Genomic DNA, 20,981 nt, shown 5'->3' on the forward strand with positions numbered 1-20,981 from the left:
CCGGTATTCAATGATGGCGCAGAGGTAACATCCGGCCGGAGTGCGCGGGGTTAAGAACCGTCTTCAGCAGCAGGTGAGGCGATAGCGCCATCTTTCCTCAGAGCATGACCATACTGCCAGGTGGATACCAGGCAGATCAGTAAAACAGGTAACATCATCAGGCCCAGCGCCTTCCAGCCCACAACTGCCAGCATCACGCCGGCCCCTGAGGTAGCGATCGCGGAGAAAATAAAGCGGCTGGTTTCGGCCAGACCTTGTGCTTTTTTTCGCTCATGATCCCGATAAGAGAGACTGAGCAGCGTAGAGCCACCGACAAACATAAAGTTCCATCCGATCCCCACCAGCAGCAGACTTAAGCTGTATGCCAGCATCGTTTCCCCGCTCAGGTTAACCGCGATGGCTGATATGTTGAGTGCGATCCCGGTATATAACAGAGCGGTGATACCCACTTTTCGTATCAGCAGACCGGTAAACAGTGAAGGGACATACATCCCCAGCAGATGCAGCTGAATAACCAGCGCGCCCTCATTCATTGAATGGTGGTGCGTCACGGAGAGAGGGGCCGCCGTCATAAGAAAAAGCATCACGAAGGAGCCCACGACCAGGTGAAGCCAGGCCGTACGGTAATCCGCACGTTTCATTAACTGCCGACTGGTCGGTGACCCTGGCGGAGGCGCGGCGCTGTCCGGGGCAGGGGGATCTTTTTTTTCTCGATCGAGGAACAGGGCCAGATTAAGCGCAGACAGAATACCCAGTATTGCCACAACGAGATAAACACCGGCAAAGCGAGGTAGTCCGGGGACATCCCGCGCAATAATCGTCAACAGCGGCCCGAGGATTGCCGCCACAACGCCGCCAATCATGACCAGAGAGATAGACTGCCCCTTCACTTCCGGCGGAGAGTGATCGGCGGCAACCAGACGATAGTACTGGCTGAAAGCCTGATAGACGCCGACAAGAAAGCAGCCGGTGCAAAAAAGTAAAAAACTGCCCTTCAGCACGGCGAGAAAAGACAATAATCCGCCCGCTGTACCGCATACCGATCCCAGGATAAACGCGAGTTTTTCGTTTCCCCGGCCAATCATGCTGGCCGCAAACAGACTCGAGAACGCGCCGGCGACAGTGATGAGCGCAAATGGCACTGTCGCCAGTTCATCAGACGGCGCCAGCTGATAGCCCACCAGAGTGGCGATGGTCAGATCAACAGAGACAGCGCAGGTAAAAAACAGATTACTGACCGCAAGGATGACGGGGATGCGGCCCGGAATGTATCGCATGATGCCCCTCCTACAGGGATGAACTGAACGGAAGTAAAGCGCAAGGCGCAGCCGTTAAACGCTACTCTGACTATTCCTGGCTGATGCCGGGGCACCGGGTATTGTTTTTATCAACTGACAGTAAAACCCGCCGTAAGCAAGCGGCTGTTCCTGAGCAGAAGTCTCAGGGGATGGGCAGGGTAGAGCAAAGCGAAGCGGTTCAAATAACGGTTTTCGGCGGGCCGCTTTCTCATCGTGAAAGATTTTTGTGGTCATGATTTAAGCTTGCGTCCGTTATTCGCGTCGTCAGAACGCTGTATTTATGGCTTCTCGATTACCTGAGCAATAAATAAAGCAAGAAGGATGCCATAAAAAAAGCGGATTTAACCCGCTATTCATGGCGCGCCTGCACCGTCCGGGAGCAAATTTTCCCTGCCCTGGTGCAACAGATTTAATTATCTATTTTATTATTAATAATAAAATAGATAAATTATTCACTGACAGGGGTTTTAAATTAAACGGTTATTGAGAGCTTACGGTGGCCATAGCATAAAGTTCAACAGGAATAACATGAATCTGAAGCCAGCTCGTTTCCCGGTTATTCTCTTTCCCATGTCATCCAGCCTCCGTGCCTGCCTGCTCAGTATCAACCAGTATAGCCACACCGCTGGACGTCATCCGGACTCCAGCCCATTCAGCACCCAATATGGCGGATATTAACGGTCATCCTGACCTCATCGATGGCACGATCGCGAGCGTACAGGCTGAAGAGAGTAATTCAGAGTGTTTTTCTACTATGTTGCCATTTAAGGATTAAATTTAGTGATTTTTTCTTAATGTGTTAATTTTTATGGCATAAAATGCGATAGCAAAACTCCGGGTATATATCATTTCTGGTGTTAAAATAGACTTCATCGTCACTTTTGGTGATTAAAACTCCTGCAATTAGTTCAATGTGTGAATTAAATTTTATTTAATTCATTGATGTATAAGGTTTTGTTAAAACCTGGTGACAAGAATAAAACGTTACTATAAAGTAAATTTAAGTTTATTCATTGCCGTGTTTTTATCATGAATAGTTCTGAAAAAGATGACCTGGCGCCTGTGGGCCAGTTATTACGCGAATGAACGCCTGTCAGACCGTATCTTATTTGCCGACCAACGAGATCGCGATAATTTCCGCAGATCTTACCGGGGTGCAGCTGCGCCCCCTGTTCCTGACAGGATGTATTTTTATGCAGCAGATCGCTTTTTATATGCTTATCGCCAGCCTGACCATCGCCACCCCCGGGCCGGGCGTGTTGTTTACCCTGACGAACACACTGAACTATAGCTTGCGTCATGCCATGGCCGGGATCATCGGTGTGGCCGCCGGAATGGGGGTGATAGCGATCGTTGCGGCCAGCAGTGTCGGAGCGATCATCACCACCTCCCAGCTGGCGCTGCTGGCGGTGAAAGTTACCGGGGCCGCTTACCTGATCTACCTGGGGAGCAAATTATTCCGCTCGGTCCCCCCTGTGCTGAACAATCGCGCGGTCACCGCGGGAACCGATGTCGTACCGCCGGCGAGTCAACGTTTCCGCCAGGGACTGCTGGTTTCTCTGCTCAATCCCAAACCTATTGTCTTCTTTATGGCGCTGTTCCCGCAATTTATTCACCCGCAGCAGCCATTTGTTGCTCAGTTTTCGATACTGGCGGGTATTTTCTGTCTTTTAGTGATCGCCATCCACTCGCTTTACGGGCTTTTCGCCCACGCCGTAAAGATGAAGATGTCTGCCGGTAATCTCTTCAGTAAACTCAATAAAACCGGCGGGATAGTGTTCATGTGTTTTGCAGCTGGCCTTATCATTTCCGCCCTGCATCCTTATATCTGAACCTCTGCTGCCTTATTCCTTATGGCGTCGTTAACATGGACATTTTCGCTGATAACCCAGGGCGTAAATCCTTTTGACCACCACGAGGGGATATCCCGGCAGTGTGGGGCGGCGTATTGGACCATTTACCTGGAGAAATGACGGGCGATAGCGTTCCCGGCCCCATTCCCTGGAGTATGCCGTGACGCTGGAATTTATTAAAGCGGGTAAACCAACGTATAATGTAGCGCCGGAGGAGCGACGGTTGATGACCAGGAAAACGGCAATATCAAAAGCACGAAGAAAACAGGTGCGCTGACAATACCTGCTCAGGTATTTGCTATCATCCCCACATCCCCACATGGACACGTGAATGTTGTATATGACGTCAAAACAGCAGAAATGAAAATCCTGTCAAAAGGGAAATCCATTGAGAGTTGCGCTGGCTACGCAAGATAACTTTCCTGACGGAAAAGTGAAGGCAAGTTGCCAGGATCTTCTGTAATACAGGTGAAAAATGTTTCAAAAAAAACCGTTTCTCCTCCCCCTGCTTATTGCTCTCTCGTCAGGGGGGGTTATCCTGACAACTTTTCTGCTTCTTGGAGGGATCTATTTATTTCAAAAGAAAGAAATAGAAAACTCGCTCCTTGAGAGTAACCTGGCTTACGCGATGAAAATTGCTGATACGACAGACCGATATCTGGCCATGGCGCAACGTGAATTAGCCTGGACCGCGTCAGAGCTACATAGCACCGATACATCCCTGGCCAGGCATGAGATAGAGCGTCTGCAGCTGAGGTCAGAAGTCTTTAACTCTGTCGGAGTGGTTGACACTAAGGCTGTTATTATTGCCACTTCACCTTACTTGCCTGCGCTGACAGGCCTCAAAGTGCATTCTGACGCCAGCCAAAATGCTCTGGCCGTTCAACAACCGCTGATTTCTGGTCCATTCACGTCGGTTGCCGGGAATGAGATAATCATGCTCTCGCACCCACTCCGTTCGTCAGATGGTCACTATCTGGGGTATCTCGGTGGAAGCATTTATCTGAAAAAGCAAAGTATGCTAAGTGATATTATTAGTCTTCACTTTTATAAAGATAATGTCTCGGTAACTATTGTCGATCGCGATGGCATGGTGATATTCGCGACGACTCCCTCGAAGACAACCCCGCGTCTCAATCTATCTCCACAATTGAAAGCGTATATGAGCAACAACTTAAGCGGTTCTTTTGTCGGGCGAGATCGTTTGGTTGGCTATGCGGGTCTGAAGAAATCTGACTGGAATATTATTGTGTCAACGCCGTCAGAGGTTGTAACCAGTATGTTGTTGAATACTGCGAAGAAAATTTCCGGGCTGGTGCTGGCTATACTGTTCTTTATTGCTACGGGGGTGGCTTTCCTTTCATTACGGATAGCAAAACCACTGGCGCAGCTTGCCCGGCTGGTTCAGGCCACTGACAGTCTTACCTCCCCGGAGAAAATATCATCCATCAGGGCCTGGTATCAGGAAGCTTATCTACTCAGAGATGCGATGGAAAAACGCTTTCGTTTAGTCTCTGCACAATTTGCCGCACTCAGTGATGAGGCGATGACAGATCCTTTGACGGGTTTGTATAACCGACGGGGTTTCTATGAGCAATTAACGTATATCAAGAACCTCAAAAATCAGTGTGCGATTGCCGTCGATATCGATCATTTTAAAACGATTAACGATCGTTTCGGGCACAGTGCTGGCGATGCCGTGCTGGTTCATACCGCGGATCTATTAAAACTGACATGCCGCAAAGGGGACGTCATCAGCCGCTTTGGTGGCGAGGAGTTCGTGGTCCTGTTGTCGGAAACCACGCTCGCAGAGTCCGCTGCGATCGCTGAGCGGATCCGTCAGGTCATATCGGCTACAGAGTTCGCTGAGGCCGGACATCTTACGGTCTCGATCGGTGTTGCGGGGCTAAAAGATTATGCCAGCGACTACGAACGACTCCTTATGGAAGCGGATTCAGCGTTATACCAGGCCAAACGACAAGGACGAAACCGGGTCGTGGTCAGCGAGCATCGCCAATAGTCATTTGCCTGACGTTGCTGCGCTAAAGTTGCGAATATTTTTTTGCTTTATTAACGGTGGGGGACTGGTCAGGATTTTTACCGCCGCGGTTTTCAGACAGGAACAGGAGCCGGTTTGCGCAACGGCAGATGACTCTCGCCACCGGGTCGCCTGGGGAACGAAAACCAGATATCGGCATTCTCAATTTTCAGCGGCTCTGTCGACCGGGAGAGCCGCAGGGAAAGGCCGAACGGCGTGCTGAAAATAGTGAAGCTGTGGCTGCAACCATCTGGCGGCAAGACAATACATCAGGAAAGGGAACCCAGAATTAATTACCCCTAAAATAAGCGATGATTTGAACTTCCCTTCAAAATTAAATGAGGATTTAAGAACAAACAAAATAACGGTAAGCCCGCTAAAGCCAAAGAAGACGCGTAAAAAAGCAGTGTTAATCGCACCGAATTCAGGTGCGGCAATTCGCATGAACAAAAAACTTGCGCCCCAAATGGCGGCCTTCAGTATTTCGCGCATAGCCGGCATGGTGTCCTCTACCTGTAAGAGTGGCCGCTAATCTTGCGGTGATGCAATCCTGGTACAGCCGCCGACATTCCCGCTATAATCGCAGAAATTTCTCAACGGGGTTAGAGACGAAATGACAAAACTCACCTTACAAGAGCAGCTGCTGAAAGCCGGGTTAGTGACCAGCAAAAAGGTCGCTAAAGTGCAAAGAACGGCGAAAAAATCACGGGTTCAGGCGCGTGAAGCGCGAGAGGCGGTGGAAGAAAACAAAAAGGCGCAGCTCGAACGTGATAAGCAGCTCGGTGAACAGCAAAAGCAGGCTGTTTTAGCCAAAGAATATAAAGCTCAGGTGAAACAGCTTATTGAAATGAACCGAATTGTGCCGGCAAAAGGGGACATTGGCTTTAACTTTACCGACAACAACCTCATCAAAAAGATTTTTGTCGATAAGCTGGTTCAGTCCCAACTGATTAGCGGCCGTCTGGCGATCGCGCGTTTGGTGGCAGACAGCAGCGGCGAGAGCGTATACGCGATTATTCCGGCTAACGTCGCGGATAAAATTGCGCAGCGCGATGCGGACAGCATTGTGTTACACAGCGCGCTCAGCCAGGAAGAGCAGGACGAAGACGACCCGTATGCTGATTTTAAAGTGCCTGATGATTTAATGTGGTAGTTGATCTCGCCGTTGATCTTGTATTGCGTCGAATGGCCGCCTCAGTGAAGGGGATGAGCGCCTGGCCTCACGGCAAAAAATGCCGCCCCCTCAAAGGATGAATCAGTAAGGATGAATCAATGATGATGTTTCGCCCCATGCGCGAAGAAGAATATCCGGCCTATCTGCAATATTTTATTGCGGATTATGCGCGTGAAATCGCCGCCAACTATCGACTTAGCGCAGAGGATTCACTGGCAAAAGCGAAGCGCGAAATCGCCGGGGATCTTCCGGAGGGGGTGAATACGCCCGGGCAGGTTCTGCTGTGTCTCTTTATCCAGGCAGACAATCATGACAGACACGTCGGTTATCTCTGGTACAAACCCGATGCCGCCACGCGAAGCGTGTTCATCTATGATTTTTATATCTTCAGCGCCTGCCAGGGGCAGGGGCTGGGCACGCAGGCGCTACGCGCTTTTGAGCAGGAGATGCGTGAGCAGGGGGTTGAACAGATTCGACTTCGCGTTGCCGGGGATAATGAACGAGCCCGCCATGTCTACCAGTCCACCGGTTTTTGGGTGACGGGAATCAATATGAGTAAAACGTTGATCGGTTAACGCGCGACCGGCGCTACGCGGACGTCGACTAAAAGCCGTTTATAGCGCCGGGCTGCGGTCAACGGCTCCTCAGGGTCTCGCCGCTGTGCTTACCCTGAGTCTGGTTACCTTGCGCGCCGTTCGGTCCGGCGAGGATTCTGGATAGTGATTCCGAACGCCTGAGCCGGACCATTCCTTCAGCGCGCTTACTCCGCAGCTTATTTCGCCAGCAGCTCCCGACGAACAATCTCCGCGCCGGCACTTAACGCATTGAGCTTGCCTCTGGCGACCTGACGAGACAGAGGTGCCATACCGCAATTGGTCGAAGGATAAAGCTTATCGGCATCGACAAACTCAAGCGCTTTGCGTAGCGTACCGGCGACCTCTTCCGGGGTCTCAATGGTATTGGTGGCGACATCAATGGCTCCCACCATCACCTTTTTGCCGCGAATCAGCTCAAGCAGATCCATAGGGACATGCGAGTTATGGCACTCCAGCGAGATGATATCGATATTTGACGTTTGCAGCCTCGGGAACGCCTCTTCATACTGACGCCACTCTGACCCCAGCGTCTTTTTCCAGTCGGTATTGGCTTTGATGCCATATCCATAGCAGATATGCACGGCCGTTTCACATTTTAGTCCTTCAATGGCTCGTTCTAATGCGGCGATCCCCCAGTCATTCACCTCATCAAAAAAGACATTAAATGCCGGTTCATCAAACTGGATAATATCGACACCCGCCGCCTCTAATTCTTTAGCCTCTTGGTTGAGAATTTTGGCAAATTCCCAGGCCAGCTTTTCGCGGCTTTTATAGTGATTATCATAGAGGGTATCGATCATCGTCATCGGTCCTGGCAGGGCCCATTTAATCGGTTGTCTGGTCAACTGACGTAAAAACCGGGCATCTTCAACGAAAACAGGCTTCTGACGCGCCACTTCACCCACGACCGTCGGCACGCTTGCCTCATAGCGATTGCGAATTTTCACCACTTCGCGTTTCTCAAAATCCACGCCGCTGAGGTGCTCAATAAAGGTGGTGACAAAGTGTTGGCGCGTTTGTTCGCCATCGCTGACAATGTCAATTCCCGCACGCAGCTGATCGTACAGGGACAAACTCAGCGCATCTTTTTTCCCTTCAATTAATTCCTGGTCGTGTAATTTCCACGGGGACCACAGTTTCTCAGGCTCTGCCAGCCAGGAAGGTTTAGGTAAGCTGCCAGCCGTCGATGTGGGTAATAATTTCTTCATAATAGGGAGCCTTGTATGTTCGGTGAATTAAAGTGCGTAGCCAGCAGACCATTGCTCAAGAATATTCTGGTAAGGCTTAATGAAATGCTCTTCAGTAAATTTTCCTTGCTCAATCGCCAGCTGGCTTCGTTCTTCCCGATCATAAACAATTTTGGTTAATGAATGATCCTGGTGATTCAGGCTCGGTTGATAATATTGCCCTGCGGCAGCATTGGCATTGTAAATTTCAGGCCGGTAAATCTTCTGGAACGTCTCCATCGTACTGATGGTGCTGATAAGCTCAAGATTAGTGTAATCACTAAGCACATCACCAGCAAAATAAAATGCTAACGGCGCAACGCTATTCTGCGGCATAAAATAGCGAACCTTTAATCCCATTTTGGCGAAATATTGTTCGGTCAGCGACGAGCCATTTTGCTGATATTCAATACCCAATACCGGATGCTGATTTCCGGTCCGCTGATAGGTGTCTTTGCTTGATACGCTCAGGCAAATTACCGGCGGTTTGTTAAAGTTCTGCTGATACTCGTGTGAATTGACGAAATGTTTAAAAATATTCCCATGCAGATCGCCAAAACCATCCGGGATGCTAAATTGGGATTGCTGTTTGTTATGCTCTAACAGCCGCACGCTAAAATCATAATCACGTACATAAGAAGAAAAATTATTCCCGACGATGCCGTCAATACGTTCTTGCGTTTTTTTATCAAGAATATTCGTTTTTAATATCTCAATCACCGGGAAGCTGCCGCGGCGATCCTGGTCATGGAGTGTCATCTCAACTGAAATAATTTCCAGTTCGACAGAATAACGATCGCCTTTCGGGTTATCCCAGTACGCCAGCGAGTTAAAACGGTTGTCAATCATCGTCAGCGTGTTACGCAAGTTTTCCTCACGGTTGTCCCCTCTGGCCAGATTCGCGAAGTTGGTTGTAATTCGCGTATTTTCAGCGGGGTTATAATGCGTGTCAAAACAACTACGTTTAATAGCAAATGTAAAATTTTTATTCATCGCGATGCTGCACCCTAAGTTCTGATATGAAGACTGAATTTATTCCCTGAATCCCAGAATATCCTTTCTTTTTATCTGGTTTTATCGTTCAGTAATCATCATATTGTCTCTGATTAATAAACACATTTTATGCCAGAGTCCCCGGATGAGTGAAAGCGACATAATTTCATTACAACATGAGGTATCTTCATGGTCGCCGATCGGGCCACTTAAAAACCGCGACCGCTGCTCTCTGCCGTCTCTGCGCATGGCCGATGGTCGGCGCGCGACTCTCAGGCTAAGCGGATGAGTGGCAAGAGCGGGGCGACCCGCAGTGTAGAGTCTCAATCACAAATGTGTTTAGATATTTGCTTCTGAAATCCGGTGACCAACATGATGAATCCACAAGAAAATATTGTCAGTCAGTTCAGTACGCTTTCACCTGAGTTACAGCGGGCCGCAGAGTTTTGTCTGCAAAACGTGAATATACTGGTTGTGCAATCCATGCGCGCTTTCGCCGCGCAAGCCGGGGTGAAACCCGCTACGCTGCTGCGTCTGGCGCAGCGTCTCGGATTTAGCGGCTGGGGAGAGCTGAAGGATGCCTTTATTGACGATCTCGGCTTACGTAATGATACATATGTATCTAAAGCAAAAAAACTCGTTGCCAAAGATACGCAGTCGAAGCTGTATGAGGAAGTTTTTCAGGCGCATCAGGCCAATCTGGCCTTCACCGGGCGTGAAAATCAGCAGGCGATGCCGCGAGCCGTCACGCTGCTGGATGAGGCGGACAACGTCTATATCTGCGGGTTTCGCGCCAGCTTCCCGATTGCCTGGTCGTTGTATTATGTCTACCGTTTATTCAACCGTCAGGTGTCATTGATTGATGGTCTGGCAAGCAACATTGAACTGTTTACCCGCGAACTCACCGCTGGCGATTGTGTGCTGCTTACCAGTTTCGCCCCCTATTCACGAGAGTCGTTGGATGTCCTGCATGCGGCGCAGCGGGCCGGCGCCCGTATTATCGCCATCACCGACTCACCGGTCTCCCCGTTAGCTCAGGCGGCGGAGTGCACATTGCTGTTTTCAATCGACAGCCCCTCGTTTTTCCCGTCTGTCGTCTCCGGTATGGGGCTGGCGGAATGTCTGCTGGCGATGCTGGTGGCGCGTCACGGCAACGAGGCGGTCAGCAAAATCGAGAGCGCTGAGCGCTATCTGATCGACTCCGGCGCCTATGTGGTTCCCGGCAAATCCGGGTAAATGAAGCACTTCTCCCTGTAATAAGAAAATTAAATACATATGCATCATAATTGCGTTGACGTGATTCAAATGAATCCTGCAAGATAATCCTCATAGTACGCAATAGCGTTTTCAGGAGCAGGAACAGAGCATGAGTCAGATCATTCATCGCAGCTTACGCCACACCCCCGCCGTCGCGGCGAGCGCGCAAGGTGTTTACATCACCGATGCCAGCGGCAAACGTTATCTTGATGCCTGCGGCGGCGCCGCCGTCTCATGCCTTGGGCATGGGCATCCCGACGTGCTGGCAGCCCTGCATCGTCAAATCGACCAGCTGGCCTACGCGCATACCAGTTTCTTTACCAGCGATACCGTTGAGCAGTTGGCGGAGCAGTTGACTCGCCAGGCACCGGGCGACCTTAACTACGCCTATTTTGTCTCCGGGGGCTCCGAAGCGGTAGAAACCGCATTGAAACTGGCGCGCCAGTATTTTGTCGAAATCGGTCAGCCGGAGCGCACCAAATTTATGGCCCGCAAGCAGAGCTACCATGGCAATACGTTGGGGGCATTGGCCGTGGGAGGCAATGAGTGGCGTCGTCGTCAATTCGCGCCGCTGCTAATCGACGTGATTCGCGTCGCCGCCTGCAATGAATACCGCGACCGTCGCGAGAATGAGAGCCAGCAGCAGTATACCGATCGTCTGCTGCTGGAACTGGAGCAGGCAATGATCGAGGCCGGCCCGGAAACCATTATCGGTTTCTGCGCAGAAACGGTGGTCGGCGCGACAACCGGCGCGACCCCGCCGACCCCGGGTTACCTGCGCGGCGTGCGTCAACTGTGCGATAAATACGGCATTTTGTATATTGCCGATGAAGTGATGTGCGGCATGGGGCGTACCGGCACGCTGCACGCCTTCGAGCAGGATGAGGTTGTCCCGGATCTGGTGACCATCGCTAAAGGCCTGGGGGGCGGATATCAGCCGATCGGCGCGGTGCTGGCCAGCGAGAAGATTGTCGCCGCGCTTCAGGCCGGCAGCGGTCTGTTCCAGCATGGACATACCTACATCTGTCATGCCACTGCCGCCGCCGCCGCATTGGCGGTCCAGCAGGTTATCGAGCGCGATAACCTGCTGGATGCGGTGAAACAACAGGGTCATTACCTACAAAACGCGCTGCGTGATGTGCTGGGTGAGCTACCGCATGTCGGGGACACTCGTGGACGTGGCCTGTTTGCCGGCGTGGAGTTGGTTTATGACAAAGGGGACAAAACCCCGTTCGATCCCGCATTAAAGCTGCATGCGGCAATCAAGGCCAACTGTCTGTCCCGTGGCCTGATGGTCTACCCGATGGGAGGAACCATCGATGGACAATATGGCGATCATATTCTGATAGCCCCGCCGTTTATCATTACGCAACCGCAGCTTGATTTCGTGGTTGATACGCTGCATCAGGTCATTCGTGAAGAAACGCACAAGTTAGCGAGGCCAGTATGATGAATCGTTTACCGCCGCTGGCCGAACAGGAGTGGGATGAACATCAGCGCCCGCTGGCGGAGGAGATCATTAACGGCCCCCGCGGCGCACTGTTGCCGCCCTTTGAACCGCTGCTGCGCAGCCCCGAATTGATGGCCCATGCACAGCGCATGGGGGAGTACCTGCGCTATCGCAGCGCGCTCGGACAACGGTTGTCTGAACTGGCTATTCTCATGACCGCGCGCCATTGGTCCCAGCCGGTGGAATGGGCGATTCATGCGCCTATTGCCCGTGAGAAGGGCATTTCAGCCGCGGCGGTACAGGCGATTAATGAATGCCGTCTGCCGGTGGATTTGCAAGCGGATGAGTGGGTGGTTTATCACTTCTGCCAACAGCTGCACCGAGAGAAAAGAATCAGCGATGATACCTGGCAACACGCCATCGCGCTTTGGGGAGAAAAGGGCGTGGTCGATTTGATGGGCATTAATGGTTATTACAGTTTACTTTCTATGATTATGAACGGCGCGCAGACGCCAGTGCCCGATACCGGGGATGAGATTATTCCCGCTTAAATAATTGACCGGCAAACTGGAGGGTCTTTTTTCTTCACTCCAGGTTGCTTGCTTAATTTGTCATGGAATACACACACCGGTTGTTAGCCCTTCAGTGGGCGCAACATCTGTTCTGTTATATACTTTCTCATCGACGTTGAGGGTTATTATGTCTACTTTTATTAGCAAATTAAAAATTACACTGGCACTGGTCGCATGCTCCACCAGTTTTTTAGCCGCGGCGCAGGATAAAATAACGGTGGGTGTTGATACGGCATTTGTCCCCTTTGAATTTAAACAAGGTGATAAATACGTAGGCTTTGATATCGACCTGTGGGATGCTATTGCTAAAAAAATGAATATAAGCTACGAGTTACGCCCCATGGATTTTAGTGGGTTAATTCCTGGCTTGCAATCGCGTAATTTAGATGTGGCAATGGCGGGTATTACCATTACCGATGCACGAAAACAGGTTGTCGATTTTAGCGACGGATATTATAACGCTGATTTGTTAATAGCGGTGAAGAAAGGGGATAATAGCATCACCCGCTTCAGCGATCTGGCAGGCAAAAAAGTGGGGCTTAAACAAGGCACCGCCGCCGCGACCTTTATGAAATCGAAATACAAAGCTAACTATATTGAATTTCCGAATATCGACAATGCCTATCTCGATCTGCAGGCAGGGAACCTCGACGCCGTGGTACATGACTCGCCGAACGTGCTCTATTACGTGAAGACGGCCGGCGGTGGTAAAGTCAAATCCACCGGGGAAACCGATAGCATTTTGCCACAGCAGTATGGCTTCGCGATGCAGAAAAACAGCAGCCTGACGCCAAAGATTAACGCCGCGCTTGAGGCATTACGCGCAGATGGAACTTACGGCAAAATTTATGTGAAGTGGTTTGACAAACAGCCTAAATAACGTCTTCTGGCCGGAGCAATTCGGCCCATATTCCATCTGAGCCGGTTTTATTATGAATTTTGATAGTCATTATATATGGCAATCCCTGCCGCTGCTGCTGCAGGGATTGCAACTGACATTGATTATTTCGCTGTCAGGTCTGTTGGGTGGGTTTATTATTGGTTTGTGCGCCGGAACCTGCCGGGCGTTTGGCGGCCGGATCGCGAAAACGCTGTCGTTAGTGTTTGTTGAGTTAATTCGCGGCACGCCGATCATGGTACAGGTGATGTTTATTTATTTCGCTCTGCCGATGATATTGCCTGTGCGTATCGACCCGGTTACCGCCGCGATTGCGACGATTATGATTAACTCCGGTGCCTATATCGCCGAAATAACGCGTGGCGCAATCTTATCAATCAATAAAGGCTTTAAAGAAGCCAGTCTGGCAATGGGATTATCGCAACGTAGCACCATCTGGCATGTGATTATGCCTCTGGCATTGCGGCGTATGATCCCAGCGCTGGGTAACCAATGGATTATCAGCATTAAAGATACTTCGTTGTTCATTGTTATCGGTGTGGCTGAGTTAACGCGGCAAGGACAGGAAATTATTGCCGGAAACTTTCGCGCCCTGGAAGTGTGGACGGCAGTGGCGTTGATTTATCTGATGGTGACGTTATGCCTGAGTTTTCTGCTGAAGCAACTAGAGAAAAGGATCCACATTTTATGAGCATGGTTGAATTTAGCGCAGTATCTAAAAGCTTCGGCACGACGCCCGTGCTGCATGATATCAATTTGAAAATTGAAGCCGGAGAAGTGGTGGTGATTATCGGGCCATCGGGGTCGGGTAAATCGACGCTGCTGCGCTGTATCAATAAGCTGGAGGAGATTAGCTCTGGCACGCTGCTGGTGGCGGGGATGCATATTACCGATCCGCACGCCAACGAATGCGATATCCGCCGTGAAGCGGGCATGGTGTTCCAGCAGTTCCATCTCTTTCCGCATTTAACCGCGCTGGAGAATGTGATGTTTGGCCCCATTCGGGTGCGTAAACAGAGTAAAGCGGCGGCACGCGAACAGGCGCTGGCGTTGCTGGATCGCGTCGGTCTGAAGGAACGCGCTAACCACTATCCAGCGGAGTTATCCGGCGGCCAACAGCAGCGCGTGGCGATTGCGCGCGCGCTGGCGGTGAAGCCGAAAATGATGCTGTTCGATGAGCCCACTTCCGCGCTTGACCCTGAACTGCGCCATGAAGTGCTAAAGGTCATGCGCTCGCTGGCCGATGAAGGGATGACCATGGTCATTGTCACGCACGAAATTGGCTTTGCGCGTGACGTGGCATCGCGCTTGATCTTTATTGATGGCGGAACCATTGCCGAAGATGGCGCACCTGATATGCTGCTAAACGCGAGCACCAATCCGCGCCTGAAAGAATTCCTGCAACACGTATCCTGAACAGAAGTGGATAATAACCCTATGCAAAAAATAACAATTAGTGGCTCTCCGTTTGCCGTTGGTCAACGTTTGGGCGAGTTCGGCCGCCACGCCTGGCATCAAAAACTGGTACATATTCCGCTGTGGCAAACGGTCATCGCGATGAAAGACAGCGCTCAAACCCAGGCGATGCGAGCCCTGGTTGAAGAGCAGTTTCCGCTGATTTGGCAAGAGCTGGCCGGTATGGCGGCGGGGTTACAGGCGCCGGTTGACGAAGTTTTCGCCTGGAACTGCCGGGGCGATTTAGTGCGATCCACGTCGGATGGCTGTACCACGGTGGCGGGGGAGAGCCCCGAGGCGGAGAGCGTTATCGCCCACAACGAAGACGGTTTCCCGCAGTTACGCGACGATTGCGCGTGGGTCAGTATTTCCCCCACCGAGGGGATGGCCTTTTCCAGCTTTGCATATCCAGGTTCGCTTTGCGGTCATACCTTCGCAGTCAATGCCCGGGGGATCGTGAATACCGTAAACAACATTCGCGCGCTGCACCGGCCCGTCGGTATACCGCGGCAAATCCTCGCGCGCGCTGCGCTGAATGCCGGGACGCTGGATGAGGCCATTGCCGTTTTAACCTCAGCGCCGCGTTCAGGCGCGTTCCATCACACCCTGGGACAGTGCGGGGATAGTCGTCTGTTCAGCATTGAAGCGACCGGCTCCGGTTATTCCGTGCGTTTGCTGGATGGCGTATTTGGCCATGCTAACCATTTGATCCACGAATCGCTCGGGGATGTGCAGCAGGTGATCACCGACAGTTCCGCCTCGCGCCAGGCTCGCCTTATCGACGAGTTAACAACGTCATCGCAACTGGATGCCGCTGGCGCCCTGGCAATACTATCCGACAGGCAGGATGCGGAACTGCCGATATACCGTCTATCGCCGCAGGATCCGGATGAGGAGAATACCCTGGCTACGGCCCTGTTTGTGCTGAATGCCCGGCAGGTGGAGTGGCGCATTTTCACCCTGGATCGTCAGCAGGCCATCTTGCAAGGTGTGGTGAATGCATGACCTGCATGAAGTGAATGACGCGAATGCGCCGGGGTGATTCTGGCTCTCCGGCGCAGGCGGAGGGAGTCTGGTGAAGACGGGCACCGCACGCAGGGCCGCTATAGCGCCATACAATCGCGGGTTCGGGAGAGAGAAGGCGTATTGCGCGCGGTGTGCAGGGGCCGACAGGCTGCGCCACAAGGGGGCAGAATGTCGGCCCAGGGTCAGAGGCCATGCGCTCAGACTTTAAGCAGTTTCACCGTGGTATCGATGTCAATCTCATCTTCCGAGAAGATCAATGTCGTCCCCTGAAAAGTGGTGATCGCCAGTTTTTTCAGCGAGCGCATATCACCGGGCTTAACGTCGGATTTCGGCTTGATGCTGCTCATCAGGATCCCCACGGACAGCACCGCATTTTCTTTATCAATGCGGGTATCGGCAGGCACTTCTTCGCTGTAGACCAGGTAGGATTTGATCGACGTGAGCTTCAGACGCTCGCCGGCGATATAGATGTATTTGCTTTCCGGCACCACTTTCACCGCATAAGCTGACAAACCCTTGTTATTGGTGGTGGGTTCGAAGGTCACCGCCGCATCTTTCTTAATCAGATCAGGATTGGCGACCTTAATCACATGAAAATAGCGGTTATCGCCGTTTTCATCTTTGATAAATCCAAAACCTTTATCTTTAAACCAGGTTGTGATCGTTCCGTTCATCGCCATTACCACCTACTTAATCATGTATTAACTCAATTTTTGCAGCGCGCAGTGTAATGCACAATGCCTGCGCAGACCACGCCTTTGGTTTCAGTCTGGACGATAAATTTGGACTACGCGAGAGAATGGCGTGCAGCAGCATAACCACACGCCGGTTTACCCTGGTCAGAGAGCCAGGGGAGCTACTCATTGCCCCATTGATTGAGGAACATCGCAATCTCATCGATCCGATCCGGATGAAGACCGGCTTCACGCGCCATTTCGCCCTGGGCCTCTTCGCTGATCTCCTCGTTGTTCATGAGACGCGTGAGCAGCAGCTGAAAATAGCGCGCCAGAGGATCGCGTTCTGATTCACTGACCGGCTTTGCGCATTCCGTCGCGTACTCATCGGCGATGTCATAATATTTTAGCGGTATTTCATTATTCATTCAGTAGCCCCTCAGGTTAATGCCGGCATCATTTGCCGGCGATCATAGCATCCTTATTTCATTTTTTCTGCCACCCGCGCGGCAGCGGTCAGAAAGCGAGAAACGCCCGTGAGCAAGCACGGTCTCTTTGCGTTTTGCCGGGCGCTCTGAGCGTTAACGGGAAGCGTGTCAGGGGAGCGCTTTCTTTTTATTCTCTGCGGATGATAATGTTGCCCGATAACTTGTAACCCGATGCCGTCAATGAAGATATTGCTCGTAAGACATGGTGAAACCGAATGGAATGGCGTTAACCGCCTGCAGGGGCACCTTGATAGCCCGGTGACCGCGCGCGGGCATCGACAAATTGCGGCGCTGATCCGCGCGCTTGATGGCGAGAAGATCGATCGGGTGGTCTCTTCTCCAGCAGGTCGCGCCGTCGCGGCGGCCATGCCGATCGCGGCCCATTTTGCCTGTCCGATCCGCTTTGATTCGCGGCTTATGGAACGGGGGTTGGGGCCATTAGAGGGCACGGTCTACCCACAACTTGATGACGAGAGGCGCAGGCTGTTCGAGTCAATCTACTCCGGCGATCCGAATGTGAAACCGCCGCACGGCGAGTCGCTGACCGAGGCCGTCGACAGAACGACAGCGGCGCTGCTTGACGCCGCTGAGGCCGCGGATCGGTGCGTGTGCGTGGTTTCTCATGGTCAGGTGATTCAGGCGGTTGTCTCCAGACTTGACGGCCACGGCCTGGAGAACTTTCCCCGCTATGCGCATCCGAATGGCAGCTACTCGATCCTGGAGCGTGCTGAAGGCCGCTTATCGCTGGTGACATGGGGGATAGCCACCCATCTGCTGGTGCGGGGATAAGCGGCCAGCTTATCCCCTTATGGTCTTAGTCGGTTTTCAGCATGCCGAAACTGACGATTCTGGAGCGACCCTGCTCTTTGGCCCGGTAAAGCGCGGCATCCGCGGCGCGCAGCAGGCTGTCGCTCTGGGTATGCTGCGGGAAACTGGCAATGCCTATCGAGACATCCACCTGGCCAATATCGTTGAGGCCATCGCGCAGGGTCAGGCTGCGGACATTGTCGTAAATCTCCTGGGCGCAGGTCCGGGCCGACTCTTCACTGGCACCGGCAAGCAGCGCCAGAAACTCCTCGCCACCGTAGCGAAAAGCCATCCCTCTGTCATGTACCGCGCGTTGCACAATCGCCGCTACGCTCTTGATCACCAGATCGCCGGCTTCATGACCATACCGATCGTTAATCATTTTGAAGTGATCGATATCGATCATCAGGCAACTCAGCGGCGTATGGTTTTGCACCGCGAGATTGATTTGCGTATTCAGGGCATCATCCAGATGATGACGATTACGCAGCCCGGTGAGCGAATCGAACAGCGCTTTCTCCAGCAGCGCGCTGCGCAGACGCTGGTTTGCCAGCGCCAGGCCCAGCGCTTCGGCCATCAGTTCCAGATAGGCGCGAGAAGGGGCGGTGGCGGAGGTGACGTTCCTGAAGGAGAGCAGGCCGATCGCTTCCCCTTGCGCAACCAGCGGCACGCAAAGCGATTGGTGAATGCAGGCCTCGGGCAGGTGCGAACAGGCGATGTCTGGCTCACCATTGACCGGCGGATGGCTTAACCCCCGGCGCACGGCCCAGCAGTTGTCAGGATAGAAGACCTCGGGTTCATCCGGCGGCGAGAGCCATTGCGCCACGCAGCGCAACTGCCAGGGGTTGGTTTCGAGAACATACAGGCGTCCGGGAATCGCGGGGGCGATATTCGGAGCGAAGAGTTCGGCGACCTTGATGACATCCTCAAAAGATTCGCAGCCTTGCAGACGCTGGGTCATGCGCGCCAGCAGTTCGCGAATCGCCCAGTCAGCATCCCGCTCTTGCTCAAGACGCTGACGCGCGAGGCCATTTTCGCGGAAAATACGGATCGCCTGGGCCATATCGCCAATCTCATCGATCTGCGTGAAGCGGGGGGCTTCGACGGCATAATCCTGTGAGGCAAGGCGTTGTACCACATCGCTTAAACGGACAACCGGGTACAATACCCGCCGTTGAAGGATAAACCCGAGGACAAACAGGAACATCAGCGCCGTCAGGGCGACCATGATTTCTGATAAGGTACGCCAGGTGTGCGATTTTGCCGTGGCTTGCGCAATGGCGCTGGCGGCCCGGCCTTCCAGCATCAGGCGGAAGTGATCGATCTGCGTCTGTACCCGGTCCAGATCCTGTTCATAAGGCTTGCCGTAGAGCAGGGCGATCGCCTCGTTGTCTGCGCCACGTTCAATACTGGCAAGCGCGGTCTGCTGTTCATCCTGTAGCTCATCCGCTATCTGCAGCCCCTCGCGCAGCAACAGCAGCTCCTGGGAGGTCGCTCCCTGATCTTTCAGCTTTTCCAGCCGCTGCTCTATCGTCTTCAGCGAACGGGCCTGCTGGCGGTATTCCTGTAAGAGATCCGGATTTTTGTTAATGACGTAAGCGCGAGCGAGGTCGGATAATTCCCAGCTCTCGGTTTCAACCGATTCAGTTAATTGGTCGAAGATCTGCCGCTGCTGTACGGCCCGGCGTTCGGCCGTCTCCGCGCTGGACGCCATCAGCATGGCAATACCGGAAGTGATGGTCAGGCAAACGGTGATCCCGTAGGCCCAGTTGGTCATGGTGGCGATTCTCACCCGAATTTTCCTTGCATGCAGATGAACAAATGAGGTCAGGTCTAATTATAGAACCCGCTTCGGCCCATTTCCGGGCAGAGGGTTAGCGGCGTTTTTTGCAAATAATCGTGCTATGCAGCGTATCGGCATGCTGGCATAACGTACAAAAAACATCTTTATCCAGGGCGCCATTTATAACATCGTTCTCTATCAGCTGTAAGGCATCCTGATAACGCATGGCGACGCGATAGGGGCGATCTTCGGTCAGGGCGGTAAAGATATCGGCAATGGCGATGATCCGGTCAGGCAGCTGCAGATAATCCTGATTCAGATGCAGCGGATAGCCGCTGCCATCGAGTTTTTCATGATGGTTCGCCGCCCAGTTAATGATTTCCCCCAGTTCGCTAAAGGCGCTGAGAATTTCACCGGTCATATAACTATGTTCTCGCACATGACGTAGTTCATCAGGGGTGAGTTCACCCTGCTTTTCCAGGATATCCAGCGGGATATTAATTTTACCAATATCGTGCAAATAACCGGCAATCTCGATTTTTTTACACTCTTCTTCCGGCAGATGCATATAGGTTGCCAGCAGGCAGGATATTTCGCCGACCATAATACTGTGGCTGGCGGTAAAACTGCTGTAGGTATCGACAATTTTGGCGATTAACAAACAAATATCTTTTAGCCCGTCGATATCGATGGACAGTTCGTTTATCGGGCCGATGATTTCCAGCATCCTCTGGATATGTCCGGGGTGAAGATGCAGCCAGAAATGCTCTTTTTGCGCGAGCTGGCAGACGGTGTCACAGAGCATCGGATCGATCGCTTGATGCAAGGTGCGAAAGGTGTCGATGATCATGTCGGGGTAATGATCGGTGGTGATATTTCCGCCAGAGAGCAGACGTTCAAAAGCATCGGCAAAAAAAACGATATGCTCTTCGAGGTTGCCTTTACGCGCCGGGTTAAAATGGTGATGGCGAATAAGAGGCAAAACAGGCGCGAAGGTGGGTAAGCCGTCGAGCATCTCGGCGCCCCGCTGCTGGTGGGGGTCTTCGATATTATCGATGTCATTCAGCGACGTAACGATTCGTTTATCGCCGAGTACGCCAATATCGTGAAGCAGCGCGGCGCAAAATATAGTCTGCTGTTGCGCTCGCGGCAGCTTCAGGGCCAGCGAGAGTTCGAGGGCAATTAACGCCGTGCGCTGCATATGCAACTGAAGTTCCGGGTTGATTATCTGTATAACGCGCGTGGTTAGCATCAATGCTGATTTTAAGGTGAGACGCATCGTTTTTCTCCATCCGCGTGATCGGGATAATATCGGCTCATTCTGGTCATCTGTGTCCAGATAACGCCAGCAGGGGGAAAGAGACGCCAGTACGCAGCGAAATGATCGGTAAGT

19 protein-coding genes and 1 pseudogene are annotated in these 20,981 nt (G+C 52.3%); 12 read left to right on the plus strand and 8 right to left on the minus strand.

Annotation, left to right across the window (positions count from 1 at the left end; translation table 11 throughout):
• Window positions 1–50 precede the first annotated feature (50 nt).
• On the minus strand, window positions 51–1,277 hold the full coding sequence (locus FNY10_RS05065) for an MFS transporter (RefSeq protein ID WP_131049727.1): 1,227 nt from the start codon (window positions 1,275–1,277) through the stop codon (window positions 51–53).
• 1,214 nt (window positions 1,278–2,491) lie between these two features.
• Here FNY10_RS05065 and FNY10_RS05070 point away from each other — a divergent pair.
• Together FNY10_RS05070 and FNY10_RS05075 are read left to right on the plus strand one after the other, a co-directional pair.
• Window positions 2,492–3,130 (plus strand): LysE family translocator, encoded by a 639-nt coding sequence (locus FNY10_RS05070; RefSeq protein ID WP_141964880.1) that lies wholly within the window; start codon window positions 2,492–2,494, stop codon window positions 3,128–3,130.
• 496 nt (window positions 3,131–3,626) lie between these two features.
• Window positions 3,627–5,171, plus strand: coding sequence for a diguanylate cyclase (locus FNY10_RS05075; RefSeq protein ID WP_160703778.1), 1,545 nt, complete (start codon window positions 3,627–3,629; stop codon window positions 5,169–5,171).
• A 207-nt stretch (window positions 5,172–5,378) separates the two neighbouring features.
• Here FNY10_RS05075 and FNY10_RS05080 read toward each other — a convergent pair.
• Window positions 5,379–5,690: pseudogene (locus tag FNY10_RS05080) on the minus strand (EamA family transporter); the annotation flags it as partial.
• Between the two features lie 112 nt (window positions 5,691–5,802).
• On the opposite strand from FNY10_RS05080, the gene FNY10_RS05085 reads away from it, so the two are divergent.
• Window positions 5,803–6,342, plus strand: a complete 540-nt coding sequence (locus FNY10_RS05085; protein WP_131049722.1) for a DUF2058 domain-containing protein — start codon at window positions 5,803–5,805, stop codon at window positions 6,340–6,342.
• Window positions 6,343–6,461: 119 nt separating this feature from the next.
• Entirely contained in the window at window positions 6,462–6,938 is a 477-nt protein-coding gene (locus tag FNY10_RS05090; RefSeq protein WP_160703776.1) for a GNAT family N-acetyltransferase, read from the plus strand.
• A gap of 197 nt (window positions 6,939–7,135) precedes the next feature.
• On the opposite strand, the gene FNY10_RS05095 is transcribed toward FNY10_RS05090, so the two are convergent.
• The gene (locus FNY10_RS05095) at window positions 7,136–8,167 is read right to left on the minus strand and encodes a methionine synthase (RefSeq protein ID WP_131049721.1); all 1,032 of its coding nucleotides are present in this window, start codon (window positions 8,165–8,167) and stop codon (window positions 7,136–7,138) included.
• 27 nt (window positions 8,168–8,194) lie between these two features.
• On the minus strand, window positions 8,195–9,178 hold the full coding sequence (locus FNY10_RS05100) for a DUF1852 domain-containing protein (protein ID WP_131049720.1): 984 nt from the start codon (window positions 9,176–9,178) through the stop codon (window positions 8,195–8,197).
• 375 nt (window positions 9,179–9,553) lie between these two features.
• On the opposite strand from FNY10_RS05100, the gene FNY10_RS05105 reads away from it, so the two are divergent.
• The 7 genes from FNY10_RS05105 (at window position 9,554) to FNY10_RS05135 (ending at window position 15,815) form a co-directional block, all read left to right on the plus strand.
• On the plus strand, window positions 9,554–10,414 hold the full coding sequence (locus tag FNY10_RS05105) for a MurR/RpiR family transcriptional regulator (protein WP_100684960.1): 861 nt from the start codon (window positions 9,554–9,556) through the stop codon (window positions 10,412–10,414).
• 130 nt (window positions 10,415–10,544) lie between these two features.
• Window positions 10,545–11,885, plus strand: coding sequence for an aspartate aminotransferase family protein (locus FNY10_RS05110; RefSeq protein ID WP_160703774.1), 1,341 nt, complete (start codon window positions 10,545–10,547; stop codon window positions 11,883–11,885).
• Entirely contained in the window at window positions 11,885–12,436 is a 552-nt protein-coding gene (locus FNY10_RS05115; RefSeq protein WP_160704051.1) for a carboxymuconolactone decarboxylase family protein, read from the plus strand. The genes FNY10_RS05110 and FNY10_RS05115 overlap by 1 nt, the downstream gene beginning before the upstream one ends.
• 148 nt (window positions 12,437–12,584) lie before the next feature.
• The gene (gene glnH, locus FNY10_RS05120; RefSeq protein ID WP_131049718.1) at window positions 12,585–13,337 is read left to right on the plus strand and encodes a glutamine ABC transporter substrate-binding protein GlnH; all 753 of its coding nucleotides are present in this window, start codon (window positions 12,585–12,587) and stop codon (window positions 13,335–13,337) included.
• Window positions 13,338–13,389: 52 nt separating this feature from the next.
• On the plus strand, window positions 13,390–14,046 hold the full coding sequence (glnP, locus tag FNY10_RS05125; RefSeq protein ID WP_131049717.1) for a glutamine ABC transporter permease GlnP: 657 nt from the start codon (window positions 13,390–13,392) through the stop codon (window positions 14,044–14,046).
• 2 nt (window positions 14,047–14,048) lie between these two features.
• Complete coding sequence (gene glnQ / locus FNY10_RS05130; protein ID WP_100684961.1) at window positions 14,049–14,771, plus strand: glutamine ABC transporter ATP-binding protein GlnQ; 723 nt, start codon at window positions 14,049–14,051, stop codon at window positions 14,769–14,771.
• Between the two features lie 21 nt (window positions 14,772–14,792).
• Window positions 14,793–15,815, plus strand: coding sequence for a C45 family peptidase (locus FNY10_RS05135; protein WP_160703772.1), 1,023 nt, complete (start codon window positions 14,793–14,795; stop codon window positions 15,813–15,815).
• A gap of 218 nt (window positions 15,816–16,033) precedes the next feature.
• Here FNY10_RS05135 and FNY10_RS05140 read toward each other — a convergent pair whose 3' ends face one another.
• Window positions 16,034–16,516: a cold-shock protein gene (locus tag FNY10_RS05140; RefSeq protein WP_131049715.1), complete on the minus strand. Its 483-nt coding sequence runs from the start codon at window positions 16,514–16,516 to the stop codon at window positions 16,034–16,036.
• A 176-nt stretch (window positions 16,517–16,692) separates the two neighbouring features.
• Complete coding sequence (locus FNY10_RS05145) at window positions 16,693–16,938, minus strand: YmjA family protein (RefSeq protein ID WP_100684921.1); 246 nt, start codon at window positions 16,936–16,938, stop codon at window positions 16,693–16,695.
• A gap of 240 nt (window positions 16,939–17,178) precedes the next feature.
• Here FNY10_RS05145 and FNY10_RS05150 point away from each other — a divergent pair, with 240 nt between their 5' ends.
• Window positions 17,179–17,787 carry a histidine phosphatase family protein gene (locus tag FNY10_RS05150; protein ID WP_227699346.1) on the plus strand — a complete coding sequence of 203 codons (609 nt, stop codon included), beginning with the start codon at window positions 17,179–17,181 and terminating at the stop codon, window positions 17,785–17,787.
• Between the two features lie 25 nt (window positions 17,788–17,812).
• Here the strand turns inward: FNY10_RS05150 and FNY10_RS05155 are convergent, their stop codons facing one another.
• Together FNY10_RS05155 and FNY10_RS05160 are read right to left on the minus strand one after the other, a co-directional pair.
• On the minus strand, window positions 17,813–19,597 hold the full coding sequence (locus FNY10_RS05155; RefSeq protein ID WP_160703768.1) for a diguanylate cyclase: 1,785 nt from the start codon (window positions 19,595–19,597) through the stop codon (window positions 17,813–17,815).
• Between the two features lie 82 nt (window positions 19,598–19,679).
• Window positions 19,680–20,867: an HD-GYP domain-containing protein gene (locus tag FNY10_RS05160; RefSeq protein WP_141964871.1), complete on the minus strand. Its 1,188-nt coding sequence runs from the start codon at window positions 20,865–20,867 to the stop codon at window positions 19,680–19,682.
• Window positions 20,868–20,981 lie beyond the last annotated feature (114 nt).

Origin of the sequence: Klebsiella sp. Lac1, assembly GCF_009825425.1 — a bacterium.
Taxonomy (GTDB): domain Bacteria; phylum Pseudomonadota; class Gammaproteobacteria; order Enterobacterales; family Enterobacteriaceae; genus Klebsiella; species Klebsiella electrica.

What these genes read in the sequence shown, in the direction of transcription:
- FNY10_RS05095 (WP_131049721.1), bottom strand. Translation starts at nt 8,167, where the DNA reads ATGAAGAAATTATTACCCACATCGACGGCTGGCAGCTTACCTAAACCT.
- FNY10_RS05085 (WP_131049722.1), top strand. Translation starts at nt 5,803, where the DNA reads ATGACAAAACTCACCTTACAAGAGCAGCTGCTGAAAGCCGGGTTAGTG.
- FNY10_RS05135 (WP_160703772.1), top strand. Translation starts at nt 14,793, where the DNA reads ATGCAAAAAATAACAATTAGTGGCTCTCCGTTTGCCGTTGGTCAACGT.
- glnH (WP_131049718.1), top strand. Translation starts at nt 12,585, where the DNA reads ATGTCTACTTTTATTAGCAAATTAAAAATTACACTGGCACTGGTCGCA.
- FNY10_RS05065 (WP_131049727.1), bottom strand. Translation starts at nt 1,277, where the DNA reads ATGCGATACATTCCGGGCCGCATCCCCGTCATCCTTGCGGTCAGTAAT.
- FNY10_RS05115 (WP_160704051.1), top strand. Translation starts at nt 11,885, where the DNA reads ATGAATCGTTTACCGCCGCTGGCCGAACAGGAGTGGGATGAACATCAG.
- glnP (WP_131049717.1), top strand. Translation starts at nt 13,390, where the DNA reads ATGAATTTTGATAGTCATTATATATGGCAATCCCTGCCGCTGCTGCTG.
- FNY10_RS05160 (WP_141964871.1), bottom strand. Translation starts at nt 20,867, where the DNA reads ATGCGTCTCACCTTAAAATCAGCATTGATGCTAACCACGCGCGTTATA.
- FNY10_RS05145 (WP_100684921.1), bottom strand. Translation starts at nt 16,938, where the DNA reads ATGAATAATGAAATACCGCTAAAATATTATGACATCGCCGATGAGTAC.
- FNY10_RS05150 (WP_227699346.1), top strand. Translation starts at nt 17,179, where the DNA reads ATGAAGATATTGCTCGTAAGACATGGTGAAACCGAATGGAATGGCGTT.
- glnQ (WP_100684961.1), top strand. Translation starts at nt 14,049, where the DNA reads ATGGTTGAATTTAGCGCAGTATCTAAAAGCTTCGGCACGACGCCCGTG.
- FNY10_RS05105 (WP_100684960.1), top strand. Translation starts at nt 9,554, where the DNA reads ATGAATCCACAAGAAAATATTGTCAGTCAGTTCAGTACGCTTTCACCT.
- FNY10_RS05090 (WP_160703776.1), top strand. Translation starts at nt 6,462, where the DNA reads ATGATGATGTTTCGCCCCATGCGCGAAGAAGAATATCCGGCCTATCTG.
- FNY10_RS05100 (WP_131049720.1), bottom strand. Translation starts at nt 9,178, where the DNA reads ATGAATAAAAATTTTACATTTGCTATTAAACGTAGTTGTTTTGACACG.
- FNY10_RS05070 (WP_141964880.1), top strand. Translation starts at nt 2,492, where the DNA reads ATGCAGCAGATCGCTTTTTATATGCTTATCGCCAGCCTGACCATCGCC.
- FNY10_RS05110 (WP_160703774.1), top strand. Translation starts at nt 10,545, where the DNA reads ATGAGTCAGATCATTCATCGCAGCTTACGCCACACCCCCGCCGTCGCG.
- FNY10_RS05140 (WP_131049715.1), bottom strand. Translation starts at nt 16,516, where the DNA reads ATGGCGATGAACGGAACGATCACAACCTGGTTTAAAGATAAAGGTTTT.
- FNY10_RS05075 (WP_160703778.1), top strand. Translation starts at nt 3,627, where the DNA reads ATGTTTCAAAAAAAACCGTTTCTCCTCCCCCTGCTTATTGCTCTCTCG.